This window comes from Paraburkholderia sp. J94, assembly GCF_905220285.1.
Classification (GTDB): domain Bacteria; phylum Pseudomonadota; class Gammaproteobacteria; order Burkholderiales; family Burkholderiaceae; genus Paraburkholderia; species Paraburkholderia tropica_A.
The window spans coordinates 1-13705 of record NZ_CAJMZH010000023.1; the positions used below are offsets into that span (position 1 = coordinate 1).

At 65.7% G+C, this 13705-nt stretch carries 10 protein-coding genes and 1 pseudogene; 6 read left to right on the forward strand and 5 right to left on the reverse strand.

Annotation, left to right across the window (positions count from 1 at the left end; genetic code table 11):
* From U4Y88_RS34520 to recG, 3 genes are all read right to left on the reverse strand, one after another.
* The coding region (locus U4Y88_RS34520; RefSeq protein ID WP_321789371.1) for a catalase at positions 1-318 on the reverse strand (318 nt) is incomplete at its 3' end.
* 425 nt (positions 319-743) lie between these two features.
* A complete protein-coding gene (locus U4Y88_RS34525; protein WP_205996654.1) occupies positions 744-1703 on the reverse strand; it encodes a hydrogen peroxide-inducible genes activator in 960 nt (319 codons plus the stop codon).
* Between the two features lie 182 nt (positions 1704-1885).
* A complete protein-coding gene (gene recG / locus U4Y88_RS34530; protein WP_321789373.1) occupies positions 1886-4204 on the reverse strand; it encodes an ATP-dependent DNA helicase RecG in 2319 nt (772 codons plus the stop codon).
* 305 nt (positions 4205-4509) lie between these two features.
* On the opposite strand from recG, the gene queA reads away from it, so the two are divergent.
* The 5 genes from queA (at position 4510) to secF (ending at position 10786) form a co-directional block, all read left to right on the forward strand.
* Positions 4510-5571 carry a tRNA preQ1(34) S-adenosylmethionine ribosyltransferase-isomerase QueA gene (gene queA, locus U4Y88_RS34535; protein ID WP_321789375.1) on the forward strand — a complete coding sequence of 354 codons (1062 nt, stop codon included), beginning with the start codon at positions 4510-4512 and terminating at the stop codon, positions 5569-5571.
* Between the two features lie 137 nt (positions 5572-5708).
* Positions 5709-6908, forward strand: coding sequence for a tRNA guanosine(34) transglycosylase Tgt (tgt, locus tag U4Y88_RS34540; protein WP_321789377.1), 1200 nt, complete (start codon positions 5709-5711; stop codon positions 6906-6908).
* Positions 6909-7246: 338 nt separating this feature from the next.
* Positions 7247-7576 carry a preprotein translocase subunit YajC gene (gene yajC, locus U4Y88_RS34545; RefSeq protein ID WP_065065097.1) on the forward strand — a complete coding sequence of 110 codons (330 nt, stop codon included), beginning with the start codon at positions 7247-7249 and terminating at the stop codon, positions 7574-7576.
* A 186-nt stretch (positions 7577-7762) separates the two neighbouring features.
* Positions 7763-9820: a protein translocase subunit SecD gene (gene secD, locus U4Y88_RS34550; RefSeq protein ID WP_224004848.1), complete on the forward strand. Its 2058-nt coding sequence runs from the start codon at positions 7763-7765 to the stop codon at positions 9818-9820.
* A gap of 15 nt (positions 9821-9835) precedes the next feature.
* On the forward strand, positions 9836-10786 hold the full coding sequence (secF, locus tag U4Y88_RS34555) for a protein translocase subunit SecF (protein WP_321789379.1): 951 nt from the start codon (positions 9836-9838) through the stop codon (positions 10784-10786).
* 166 nt (positions 10787-10952) lie between these two features.
* Here secF and U4Y88_RS34560 read toward each other — a convergent pair whose 3' ends face one another.
* Together U4Y88_RS34560 and U4Y88_RS34565 are read right to left on the reverse strand one after the other, a co-directional pair.
* A complete protein-coding gene (locus tag U4Y88_RS34560) occupies positions 10953-11507 on the reverse strand; it encodes a YceI family protein (RefSeq protein ID WP_224005185.1) in 555 nt (184 codons plus the stop codon).
* A 158-nt stretch (positions 11508-11665) separates the two neighbouring features.
* Entirely contained in the window at positions 11666-12172 is a 507-nt protein-coding gene (locus U4Y88_RS34565; RefSeq protein ID WP_321789431.1) for a YceI family protein, read from the reverse strand.
* 627 nt (positions 12173-12799) lie between these two features.
* Here U4Y88_RS34565 and U4Y88_RS34570 point away from each other — a divergent pair.
* A pseudogene (locus U4Y88_RS34570) lies at positions 12800-13516 on the forward strand (paraquat-inducible protein A); the annotation flags it as partial.
* Positions 13517-13705: the final 189 nt, after the last annotated feature.

The following is a 13705-nucleotide window of genomic DNA, read 5'->3' on the forward strand; positions in this document are numbered from 1 at the left end:
GCGCTCGGCGTCGGCGGCGCCGCGCTCGCCCGCGACCGTCGAAAAGCGCATGAACATCGGCGTTTCCTTGCCGACTTCGCCGAACACCTTGGCTTTCGTGAAGCGCGAGATGTCGTGCGTGACCTTGAGCGTGCCGAACGCGCCCGAGCCCTTGGCGTGCACGCGGCGCTCGGGGATCACTTCGCGGTCGAAGTGCGCGAGCTTTTCGAGCAGCCACACGTCCTGGAGCATCACGGGGCCGCGCGGGCCGGCGGTCTGCGAATTCTGGTTATCGACGACGGGTGCGCCTGCGGCCGAGGTGAGAGTGCGTTCGGTCATCCTGGACTCCTGTATTTCGTGGGGATTTCAGTTTTCAGCCAACGGCTGGGAATGCGATGCAGGCGGCGGAACACGCCCGTTCAGGCCAGATCAGGCCGACAGCGCGCGGTCGACGAGCAGCGAAAACGCGACGGTGCGCAGGCTCGACGCAGTGCGCGTCGGGGCGGTGGTCGTAGCGGTCGTGTTGGCCTGGTTTTGCATCGCTTCCTCCGGTTGATCGTGTTGGGGATCGGTTGAGGAAACTGTATCAAACGCTATTGATAGTGATAATTTGATTTACTTAATCTATCAAATAGGCTGAGTTTATTGGGGTCGCAAGATGCGTCGGAAGGAAGGTAGAAGAACGCGGGCGAATGCCGCGCGGAAGGAAGGAAAACACCGCGCCCAGTGTCAGGGCGCGGTGCAACAACTGAGAGGAAAGGTGTTCAGACCGTCTCGACCGGCGTCTCGATCTTCTTCACGCCGGGCAGTTCGCAGGCGTGAATCGCATCGACAATCGCCTCGATCGCGGGCATGCGCGTGAAGCTCTTGCGCCACGCGAGCACGACGCGGCGATCGGGCACGGGTTCGTCGAACGGCACATACGAGAGCAGGCCCGAATCCACGCCGCCCGCATGCGGCTTGACCTCGGTCACCGACATGCGCGGCAGCACCGTGATGCCGACGCCGCTCGCGACCATATGGCGAATGGTCTCCAGCGACGAGCCCTCGAAGGTTTTCTGGATGCCGTCCGCGTTCTGCGAGAAGCGCATCAGTTCCGGGCACACGCCAAGCACGTGGTCGCGGAAGCAATGGCCGCTGCCGAGCAGCAGCATGGTTTCCTGCTTGAGATCGTCCGGGTCGATCTTCGGGCGCTTTTCCCACGCATGGCCCGACGGCAGCGCGACGACGAACGGCTCGTCGTAGAGCGGACGCAGCGTGAGGCCCGTTTCCGGGAACGGCAGCGCCATGATGGCCACGTCGATCTCGCCCTGCTTGAGCAGCTCGATCAGCTTGAGCGTGTAGTTCTCCTGCAGCATCAGCGGCATCTGCGGGACGCGCTTGATCATCTGCTTGACGAGCGTGGGCAGCAGGTACGGCCCGATCGTGTAGATCACCCCGAGGCGCAGCGGCCCGATCAGCGGGTCCTTGCCCTGCTTGGCGATTTCCTTGATGGCGAGCGTCTGCTCCAGCACGCGCTGCGCCTGCGTGACGATCTGTTCGCCGATCGGCGTGACGCTCACTTCGCTCGTGCCGCGCTCGAAAATCTGCACGTTGAGTTCGTCTTCGAGCTTCTTGATCGCGACCGACAGCGTCGGCTGGCTCACGAAGCACGCTTCCGCGGCCCGTCCGAAGTGGCGCTCACGAGCAACCGCGACGATGTATTTCAATTCAGTGAGCGTCATTTCTAGGGACCAATCAAAAAGGGTGAATCAATAGTTTGTACTTATACACCTATGGCGGCGATTCGCCAATAATCAACGCCCCTATGCGGGGCGGGATCACGAACAGGGTCAGACGGCGAGAACGCTCGCAGGTTCCGCAAGCGTGCCGTTAGTTGAAGAAATGAACTGTTGACGCCTTCGGATCAGGCCTTCAGATACTGCTCGCGCGCGCCCAGCCAGCGGTTCAGATGCTGCGTGACCACATGCGGATGCTCGTGCAGCAGGCGTTCGGCGGCGTCGCGGGCCGGGTCGATCAGCCAGGTGTCGGTTTCGAGATTGGCGAAGCGCAGCATGGCCGCGCCCGACTGACGCGCGCCGAGGAATTCGCCGGGGCCGCGAATTTCGAGGTCGCGGCGCGCGATCTCGAAGCCGTCAGTGGTTTCGCGCATGGTTTGCAGGCGCGCGCGGCCCGTGGGCGACAGCGGCCCGGTGTAGAGCAGCACGCAGACCGAGGCCGCCGTGCCGCGCCCCACCCGTCCGCGCAACTGGTGCAGCTGCGCGAGGCCGAAGCGCTCCGCGTGCTCGATCACCATCAGCGAGGCGTTGGGCACGTCCACGCCGACTTCGATCACCGTCGTCGCCACCAGCAGCTGCACTTCGTTGCGCGAAAAGCCATCCATGACCGCCGCCTTGTCGGCCGACGCCAGCCGCCCGTGCACGAGCCCGACCGTGAGTTCGGGCAGCGCGGCCACGAGCGTCTCGTAAGTCTCCACGGCGGTCTGCAACTGCAGCGTCTCGCTTTCCTCGATCAGCGGACAGACCCAGTACACCTGACGCCCCGTGAGCGCCGCCGCGCGCACGCGTGCGATCACTTCCTCGCGGCGCGCGTCGGAGACGAGCTTGGTGAGAATCGGCGTGCGGCCGGGCGGCAATTCGTCGATGGTGGAGACGTCGAGGTCGGCGTAATAGGTCATCGCGAGCGTGCGCGGGATCGGCGTCGCGGTCATCATCAGCTGATGCGGCTGGAACTCGCGTTTCGCGTCATCCGGCGACTTCGCGTTCTGCGCCTTCGCGCGCAGCGCGAGGCGCTGCTCCACGCCGAAGCGATGCTGTTCGTCGACGATCACGAGACCGAGCCGCGCAAATTCCACGGCGTCCTGAATGATCGCGTGCGTGCCGATCACGAGCTGCGCGGTGCCGAGCGCGGCGGCTTCGAGCGCGGCGCGCTTTTCCTTCGCCTTGAGGCTGCCCGAGAGCCAGGCCACCTGCACGCCGAGCGGTTCGAGCCAGCCGCGCAGCTTGCGCGCGTGCTGCTCCGCGAGAATTTCGGTGGGCGCCATCAGCGCGGCCTGATAACCGGCGTCGATGGCCTGGGCGGCCGCGAGCGCCGCGACCACGGTCTTGCCCGCGCCCACGTCGCCTTGCAGCAGACGCTGCATCGGATGCGGCTGCTCCAGATCATGCGCGATCTCGCCGACCACGCGTTCCTGCGCGTTCGTCAGCGTGAACGGCAGTTGTTCGCGCAGCCGCGCGAGCAGCGTGGTTTCGCTGTTGCGCCCCGCGACGTGGCGCGGCATCGCGGGCGCGGCGCGCGTGCGGCGCTCCTCGTGCGCGCGCTTGAGCGAGAGCTGCTGCGCGAGCAGTTCGTCGAACTTGATGCGCGTCCAGGCGGGATGCGTGCCGTCGATCAGCGCGTGTTCGTCGGCGTTGATGGGCGGATGGTGCAACGTCTTCACCGCGTCCATCAGACCGGGCAGATCGAGCGGCGCCATGAACTCGCGCGCGACGGATTCCGGCAGCAGTTCGGGCAGATGCGCGCGCGACAGCGCGTTGTCGATGGCCTTGCGCAGATACGCCTGGCTCACGCCCGCCGTCGACGGATAGACCGGCGTGAGCGCCTGCGGCAGCGGTGCGTCGCCTTCCACGACCTTCACGGCCGGGTGCACCATCTCCATGCCGAAGAAGCCGCCGCGCACGTCGCCGCGCACGCGCAGGCGCTTGCCGACCGCCATCTGCGTGACCTGCGAGCCGTAGAAGTTCAGGAAGCGCAAATGCAGTTCGTCGCCGTTGTGGTCGCGCAGTTTCACGACCAGCTGGCGGCGCGGGCGATACGCGACTTCGTTGTCGAACACCACGCCTTCGGTCTGCGAGACGCCGCCTGGCAGCAGTTCGCCGATGGGCGTGAGCGTGGTTTCGTCCTCGTAGCGCATGGGTAGATGCAGCACGAGGTCGATGTCGCTGCGCAGGCCGAGTTTGGCGAGCTTGTCGGCGGTTTTGGCGAGCTTGGGTTTGTCTTTCGCCGCGTCTTTGGCTGCGCCTTTCCGCGCGGCTTTTCCGGCGGCAATTTCCGCGCCGTTTTCTTCGGCGGCTGGCGCATTTTTCGCGGCGCTTTTCTTCGCGGCCGCGCGTTTGCGCGGCGCGGGCGCGTCCGCCGCCTCGTCGCGCGCGTCCGCACGCGTGTCGTCGTGCGGGACGCTCGCGGATTCGGCTTCGGACATCATTCGGCTAACGGACGAGGGCATGGGCGGCTTCGCAAGTACAATATCGGCTTTCCGGTCAGGCGCGGCGCATCGGCGCGACCGCCTGCCGTGCAGGCCGCCTCGTCGAGCGCACCCCCGCAATCATAGCGTTTCAACGCGCGCGGGCCGACAGTACGGGCGCTTTTTGGGGCGCGAGTGGACGTCCTGAGGACGTCCCGAGGGTGTCCTGAGTGCGTCTGCAGCGCGCCCTGGGCGCGGCAACGACCGCAGCAACAACCGCTTTTCACCGCCGCGCGCCGCATCGTCGGCGCAGTGCCGTTTGGCGCATTTCCGTTTCATCAGGCCGCATGTTCAAGCTTTCCGATTTCGATTTCGATCTTCCCGAAGAACTGATCGCGCAGATCGCCCTGCCCGAGCGCAGCGCGAGCCGCCTTCTGGAAGTGGACAATTCCGTGCAGCCCGCGCGGCTGACCGACCGCACCGTCGCGGACCTGCCCGCTTGCATCGCGCCCGGCGATCTGCTGGTGTTCAACGATACCAAGGTGCTGAAGGCGCGCTTCTTCGGCCAGAAGGCCAGCGGCGGCAAGATCGAGGTGCTCGTCGAGCGCCTGACCGGCGCGCGCACGGCGCTCGCGCAGATCCGCGCGAGCAAGAGCCCCGGTCCCGGCACGGTGCTGCGTCTGGCCGACGCCTTCGACGTGACGGTGGGCGAGCGTGTCGAGCCGTTCTACACGCTGCATTTCCCCGACGACTGCCTCACGCTGATCGAGCAGTTCGGCCGTCTGCCGCTGCCGCCGTACATCACGCACGACGCCGACGCGAGCGACGAAACCCGCTACCAGACCGTGTTCGCGCAGAATCCGGGCGCGGTGGCCGCGCCCACCGCGGGCCTGCACTTCGACGACGCGCTGCTCGCCAAGCTCGACGCGCAAGGCGTGGAGCGCGCGACGCTCACGCTGCATGTCGGCGCGGGCACGTTCCAGCCGGTGCGCGTGGAAAACATCGCCGACCACACGATGCACAGCGAGTGGTATCAGCTGCCGCAGTCGCTCGTCGACAAGATCGCGGCCACGCGTGCGCGCGGCGGACGCGTGATCGCCGTCGGCACGACCTCGATGCGCGCGCTCGAAGCCGCCGCGCGCGACGCCGACCGCGAAGGCCGCCCGCTCGCGGCCACCCAGGCCGAAACCGATATCTTCATCACGCCGGGCTATCAGTTCCGCGTGGTGGACCGGCTCGTGACGAACTTCCACCTGCCGAAGTCGACGCTGCTGATGCTGGTGTCCGCGTTCGCGGGCATCGAGACGATTCGTGCGGCGTATCGTCACGCCATCGCCGAGCGTTATCGCTTCTTCAGCTACGGCGACGCCATGCTGCTCACGCGCACCGCCGACGCGCTCAAGGCTTAAAGCACGACGTCGATCGTGGCGTCGATCGTTGCGTAGTTCACGCCCCATTTCCCCGCCGCCGCGCGCGTAACAAACCCGCGCGACGGCGTATCACCATCCGCGCCGGACTGTTTTCCGGTTGCACAGGAGTCAAACGCATGACCGACGGTCAGCACAGCAACGCACGCGCCGAACACGGCGCTTATCTGGGCGAACGCCCGCAAAACGGCCTGAAATTCGAACTGCTCGGCACCGACGGCCTCGCGCGCCGCGGCCGCGTCACGCTCAATCACGGCGTGGTCGAAACGCCGATCTTCATGCCCGTGGGCACCTACGGCACCGTGAAGGCCACCCAGCCGCGCGAGCTGGAAGAGATGAAGGCGCAGATCATCCTCGGCAACACTTTCCACCTCTGGCTGCGTCCGGGTCTGGAAACCATCGAGGCGCACGGCGGCCTGCACCGCTTCATGGGCTGGAACCGGCCGATCCTCACCGATTCGGGCGGCTTCCAGGTGTTCTCGCTCGGCGATCTGCGCAAGATCTCGGAAGACGGCGTGCGCTTCGCTTCGCCCGTGAACGGCGACAAGCTGTTCCTCTCGCCCGAAGTGTCGATGCAGATCCAGAAGGTGCTGAACTCGGACATCGTCATGCAGTTCGACGAATGCACGCCCTACGCGACCAACGGCGTGCCGACCACGCACAAGGAAGCCGCCGACTCGATGCGCATGTCGATGCGCTGGGCGCAGCGCTCGATCGACGAATTCAACCGCCTCGGCAATCCGAACGCGCTGTTCGGCATCGTGCAGGGCGGCATGTTCGAGGATCTGCGCGACGAATCGCTGGCCGGTCTGTCACAGATGCCGTTCCACGGCTACGCGATCGGCGGGCTCTCGGTGGGCGAGCCGAAGGAAGACATGATGCGCGTGCTCCAGCACATCGCGCCGAAGCTGCCCGCCGACAAGCCGCACTATCTGATGGGCGTCGGCACGCCGGAAGATCTGGTGGCGGGCGTGGCCTCGGGCGTCGACATGTTCGACTGCGTGATGCCGACCCGCAACGCGCGCAACGGCTGGATCTTCACGCGTTTCGGCGACATCAAGATCCGCAACGCCACGCACAAGAACTCGCTGCGCCCGCTCGACGAGCAGTGCGGCTGCTACACCTGCCGCCACTTCACGCGCGGCTATCTGCATCACCTGCACCGCGTGGGCGAAATCCTCGGCGCGCAGCTCAACACGATCCACAACCTGCACTACTACCTGGAACTGATGAGCGAGATGCGCGAGGCGATCGAGACGAAGACCTTCGAGGCCTTCCGTCTGCGTTTCGCCGAAAACCGCGCACGCGGGGTGGATTGACGCGGGATTCAACCCGCTTTGACCAGGATTGCCCGGCCCGGGCGCGCTTTAGAAGGATTCCGATCGCGCGCGACGGCAAGCGCCCTCAGACTTTACAATTGCCTTTCGCGACATCGGCGCCGAGCCGGGCGAATCGCCGATCGGGCTGCAACACCTCTGCAACACATGCTTCGCGCGACGAGGCAACCTGGTATCAACCAGGTGATCACCAGGTGTTAACAGCTTGATCGCAAAGCCCATTTGGCGTCGTCGTCGCGTATTAAGCCGGTGGTAGAATAACCGGCTCGCTTTTTGATCGTACCTTTGATCGTAGTGATCGTATAAACGGAGAGACCAACGTGTCGTTCATTTCCAATGCCTTCGCCCAAGGCTCCGCAGCTGGCGGCGCAGAATCGAGCCTGATGAGCTTCCTGCCGCTGATTCTGATGTTCGCCGTGCTGTACTTCATCATGATCCGTCCGCAGATGAAGCGCCAGAAGGAACACCGCAACATGCTCGCCGCCATGGCCAAGGGCGACGAAGTCATCATCAGCGGCGGTATCGTCGGCAAGGTCACCAAAGTCAGCGAAGCCTACGTTGGCGTCGAAATCTCCGACGGCACGGAAGTCACCGTGCAGAAGTCGTCGGTTACGACCATCCTGCCGAAGGGCACGATCAAGTCGCTGTAAGCGCGAGACGATCGATCACCTCGTCGATCACTTCAGGCCGCGGCTGAGTCCGCGGCCCGGCGCGTCCGGCCCGGCCCCCTGCATCACCCTGAGGCGCACTGAAGCGCCTCGCACGGGGCGGCAAGCGGGCCTTGCCGGACGCGCGCGCATCGAGATGGCAATTCCCCTCCCCCGTTGGGCCAACCAATGAACCGTTATCCCCTCTGGAAATATGTCGTGATGCTGGTGGCGCTAGTCATCGGCCTCGTGTACACATTGCCCAATTTCTTCGGCGAAGCGCCCGCGGTCCAGGTGTCGAGCGGTAAAGCCACCGTCAAACTCGACTCCGGCACGCTCGCGCAGGTCGAAGCCGCGGTGGCCGCGGCCAACATCAAGGCCGACGACGTCACCTTCGACAATTCGTCGATGAACGCGAACATCCGCGTGCGCGTGGCCGACACCGACACCCAGCTGCGCCTCAAGGACGCGCTCAGCAAAGCGCTGAACGCCGACCCGAGCGATCCGCAGTACATCGTCGCGCTGAACCTGCAGAGCGCCTCGCCGCGCTGGCTGACGGCGCTGCACGCGCTGCCGATGTACCTCGGTCTGGACCTGCGCGGCGGCGTGCACTTCCTGCTCCAGGTCGACATGAACGGCGCGCTGAACAAGAAGCTCGATTCCGACGCTTCCGACGCCCGCACGCTCCTGCGCGACAAGAATATCCGCGACGGCGGCGTGAACCGCGTCGGCCAGAGCGTCGTGATCAATTTCGCCGACCCGGCCGTGGCCGACCAGGCGAACAAGGTGCTGTCGGGTTCGGGCGGCATCGGCGAACTCGTGTGGGCCACGCAGAACGCGCCGGAAGGCGGCGTACAGCTGGTCGGCACCTTCACGCCGGCGGTCAAGAAAGCGGTGCAGGACGCCGCGCTCAAGCAGAACATCCAGACGCTGCATAACCGCGTGAACGAACTGGGCGTGTCCGAGCCCGTGATCCAGCAGCAAGGCGACGACCGCATCGTGGTCGAACTGCCGGGCGTGCAGGACACCGCGAAGGCGAAGGACATCATCGGCCGCACGGCGACGCTCGAAGCGCGCCTCGCCGACCCGAACGGCCTGCACCCGAGCCCGGGCGACCCGGTGCCGCCGGGCGACGAGCTGTTCACGCAAGGCAACGCCGCGCCGGTGCTGCTGCGCAAGGCCGTGATCTTCACGGGCGACCGCATCATCGACGCGTCGGCGGGCTTCGACGAACATCAGCGTCCGTCGGTCAACATCCGCCTCGACTCGGCGGGCGGCCGCGCGGTGCGCAGCGTTTCGCGCGACAACATCGGCAAGCCGATGGCGATGGTGCTGTTCGAAAAGGGCAAGGGCGAAGTGCTGACGGTGGCCACGATCCAGTCGGAACTGGGCGACCGCTTCCAGATCACGGGCCAGCCCACGCCGCAAGCCGCCGCCGACCTCGCGCTGCTGCTGCGCGCCGGTTCGCTCGCGGCGCCGATGGACATCATCGAAGAACGCACGGTCGGTCCGAGCCTCGGCGCGGACAACATCCGCAAGGGCTTCGACTCGGTGGTCTACGGCTTTGCCGCGATCGCCGTGTTCATGATCGCGTACTACATGCTGTTCGGCATGATCTCCATGATCGGCCTCTCGGTCAACCTGCTGCTGCTGGTGGCCGTGCTCTCGATGATGCAGGCCACGCTCACGCTGCCGGGTATTGCCGCTATCGCGCTCGCGCTCGGTATGGCGATCGACGCGAACGTGCTGATCAACGAGCGCGTGCGTGAAGAACTGCGCAACGGCGCGCCGCCGCAACTGGCTATCCAGAACGGCTATGCGCACGCCTGGGCGACGATTCTCGACTCGAACGTCACCACGCTGATCGCCGGTCTCGCGCTGCTCGCGTTCGGTTCGGGCCCGGTGCGCGGCTTCGCGATCGTGCACTGTATCGGCATCCTGACCTCGATGTTCTCGGCCGTGTTCTTCTCGCGCGGTCTCGTGAACCTCTGGTACGGCGGCAAGAAGAAGCTGAAGTCGCTGGCCGTGGGTCAGGTCTGGCGTCCCGAACCCGAGACGGCGGGCGCGCCCGCGCTCTCCGACGCGGACACCGACACCGACACGGGCCGTGCCCTCGCCAGCAACGCCGCGAACGCCACCAAACGCGAACCGGCCAAGGCCGGCGCGAAGGGCAGCGCGCGCGCCAAGCCCACGGTGCGCCGCCGCAACGGCGCGAACGGCCCGGACAACACCGGCTCGCCCCGCTGATACGGAGACTAGAAAATGGAATTTTTCCGCATCCGCAAAGACATCCCGTTCATGAAGCACGCGTTGATCTTCAACGCGATCTCCTTCATTACGTTTATCGCGGCGGTGTTCTTCCTGTTCCACCGCGGCCTGCATCTGTCGATCGAATTCACGGGCGGCACGGTCATCGAAGTGCAGTACCCGCAGGCGGTGCCGCTCGAACCGCTGCGTGACTCGCTCGGCAAGATCGGTTACGGCGACGCCCAGGTGCAGAACTTCGGCACCTCGCGCGACGTGCTGATCCGCCTGCCGATCAAGCAGGGCCTCTCCTCGGCGCAGCAAAGCGACCAGGTGATGAACACGCTCAAGGCCGACAATCCGCAAGTGCTGCTGCAGCGCGTGGAATTCGTCGGTCCGCAGGTGGGCAAGGAACTCGCCACCGACGGCCTGCTCGCGCTCGCGTGCGTGGTCGCCGGCATCATCATCTATCTGTCGTTCCGCTTCGAGTGGAAATACGCCGTGGCCGGCGTGATCGCCAACCTGCACGACGTGGTGATCATTCTCGGCTTCTTCGCGTTCTTCCAGTGGGAGTTCTCGCTCTCCGTGCTCGCGGCGGTGCTCGCGGTGCTCGGTTATTCGGTGAACGAATCGGTCGTTATCTTCGACCGGATTCGCGAGACCTTCCGCCGCGAGCGCAAGATGAGCGTCGTGCAGGTCATCAACCACGCGATCACGAGCACGATGTCGCGAACCATCATCACCCACGGCTGTACGGAAATGATGGTGCTGTCGATGTTCTTCTTCGGCGGCCCGACGCTGCACTACTTCGCACTGGCGCTGACCGTGGGTATTCTGTTCGGTATCTACTCGTCGGTGTTCGTGGCGGCATCGCTGTCGATGTGGCTCGGCGTGAAGCGCGAAGACCTCATCAAGGACAAGAAGGACAAGTTCGATCCGAACGATCCGAACGCCGGCGCACAGGTTTAATGCTGGTTTAGATCACGCGCTACGTTCCTTCGAACGCAGCCGTGCAAAAAAAGCCCCGCGATATTCATTCGCGGGGCTTTTTTCTTTTTGCGCGCGCGTGCATGCGTCAGGCAATGCATGGCGCTTACTGCTTACTGCTTACTGCTTACTGCTTACTGCTTACTGCTTACTGCTTGATCCCTTCGGCCTGGATGTGCAGCTTCGTCTCCATCTTGAAGCCGTACTTCTTGCCCATGTCCATGCCGAACGCGTCGCGGTCGAACTCGGCTTCGGCTTCCACGCCGCACACCTCGCGCTTGAGCATCGGGTGTTGCATGCACTTGAACGATTCGATTTCGAGCTTGAGCGGCTTCGTCACGCCGTGCAGCGTGAGCGTGCCGATCACTTCCTTGGGCCGGTCGCCGTCGAACACGATCTGCGTGCCCTTGTAGGTGGCCGTCGGATATTTCGCGACGTCGAAGAATTCGTCGCTGCGCAGATGCTTGTCGAGCTCCGTGTTGCCCGTCTGCACGGAAGCCGGATCGATCGTCACGTCGACGGTGCCGGTCTTGCCCGCGCGGTCGAGCGTGACCGTGCCGGTGGTCTTCGTGAACTTGCCGCGCCACACCGAGAGGCCGCCGAAGTGGTCGGACTCGAAGCTCGGATAGGTGTGATTCGGATCGAGCTGATAGACGTCGGCGGCGTGCGCGAGCGGGGCGGCGAACGAGGCGGCGAGGAGCAGCGCGACGGCGGCCGCGGCTTTGGGCAAGGCGAATAGCGCGGTGGATTTTGCGGCGGACTTCGCGTTGGACTGCGCGGTGTGCTTGGCATGCTTGTTCAAGTGCGTCTCCAGAGTCGGCAACGTCATGGAAAAGAAGCGCGTCGCCGCGTGCGTTGCCCTTACTTGTGCGCGACGACGATATGAAACTTGATCAGCACTTCGTCCGCGACCGTCGAGGTGTCCTTCCACTCGCCCGTGCCGATGGCGAACGCCAGCCGGTGAATGGGCAAGGTGCCGTCGTAGGTCTGCGTGCCGCCCTGCTGCGTGAGCACGACCGGCACCGTCACGGGCTGGGTGCGGCCCTTGATGGTCAGATTGCCGGTCACGCTGTACTGGCTCGGTCCGGTCGAGACGATCGCGGTGGACACGAACGTGGCCTGCGGAAACGTCTTCGCATCGAACCACTCGGGCCCGCGCACCGAATCGTTGTAGGTCGGGCTGCCGAGATCGTAGCTGCCCGTGTCGACCGTGATGCGCGCCGTGCCGCCCGACGGTTTGGCCGGATCGAAGGCGATCTGCGCGTCGAACTTCATGAAGCGCCCTTCGACCCGCACGTTCATCTGCCGCGAGATCGCCACGAGCGTGCTCTTGTCGGCGTCGATCTGCGCGAGCGCGCTGGTCTGCATGCAGATCGCCGCCAGCAGCACGGCCACACACGCGGCCCCCCACGCGGCCCCCCACTGGCTCCGCCCTCTGACCCAACGCGCCAGTCTGGACATTCCTTCCATGATCTTCCCCGCAGCGAGCGCCGGCCGCCTCCGACAACGACGCCCGCCGCCCGCGCAGGCCCCGAGGAGGGAGGGCCGTCGAATCGGCCCCTCAGCTGCAAAGATAGCCCATGCGCGCGACTGCAAACATCTGCGGATAGAGGATAGCGCGGCTTGCCGCGCACACGCGCCGGGCGTGCCCGCCGCCTGTGCGCCTGCCGGCGTGCGCGCATGGGCCGCGCAAACGTGGCACACTCCCTCGCCCGTCATGCAGCACGGCCCGGCGGCGAGTCCGGCGAGACCTCGGCCCGCAAATTGCTAAGCCTTCCCGACGAGCGCCGACGCTTGCCGACACGCGCGCCAGGACGCGCCGCGGCGCCGTCCAGACGCCGCCGCACCCCACGGGCAAGCAAACGTCCGCGCCACGGGCCGTTTGGTAACATGGCCGGCAAGCGCGCCGCGTGCGCCCGCGCACGTCGAGCGGCCGTGCCGCCGTTCGGCCCGCGCTGCATGCCCCGTTCACGTCGTTTTGCGCCACCTGCCCGCATGGCCCAGGAAAAACTGATCGCGTGTCACGAATGCGACGCGCTCTACCGCAAACCTCGCCTGCTCGGGCGTGAAACCGCGCGCTGCACGCGCTGCGGCGCCACGCTCTATCACAGCGCTTCGTCACAGCTCGACCGCATCTGCGCGATCACCGTCGCCGCACTGCTCACGTTCATCATCGCGCAGTCGTTTCCCATCATCGAACTCGACGCCAACGGCATCACCACGGAATCGAGCCTGTTCGGCGCGCTCGTGGTGCTCTGGAACGAGGACATGCAGATCGTCGCGGTGATGGTTTTTTGCGCAACCATCCTTTTTCCGCTCACCGAGATGGTGGCGCTGCTCTACGTGCTGCTGCCGATCCGGCGCGGCTTCATCCCGCCCGGCTTCGATCTCGTGCTGCGCGCGATCCAGTTCGTGCGGCCCTGGGGCATGCTCGAAGTGTTCATGCTCGGCGTGCTGATCACGATCGTGAAGATGGTGAGCCTCGCGCGCGTAATCCCGGAAACGGCGCTGTTCGCGTTCGGCGCGCTCACGCTGATGTTCACCGTGGTCGTGACGTTCGACTCGCGCACGCTCTGGGATATCGCCGATGCGCTGCGTGACAGCGCGCTCGCGGCGCGCCGCGGCGGCGCGGGTCCGGTGCCGGATGGCGGTTCGAATGGCGGTTCGAATGGCAGTCCGAACGGCGGTCCGGTCGGCTCGGGCAGTCCGGGCGGCAGCGGCGGCCTAGACACCGCCGCCGGCCCGCACACGCCCGACGGCCACGGCATCGATCCGCTCGGCCTGCTCGATCCGGGCGTGCCGTCGGTGATCGCCCAGGCCGGAGCATCGGGCGCGATCGCCGACCCGGAAATCCGCGGCACGGCCCACGACGCCCGGCAAGACGTCGGGCAAGACACCCCG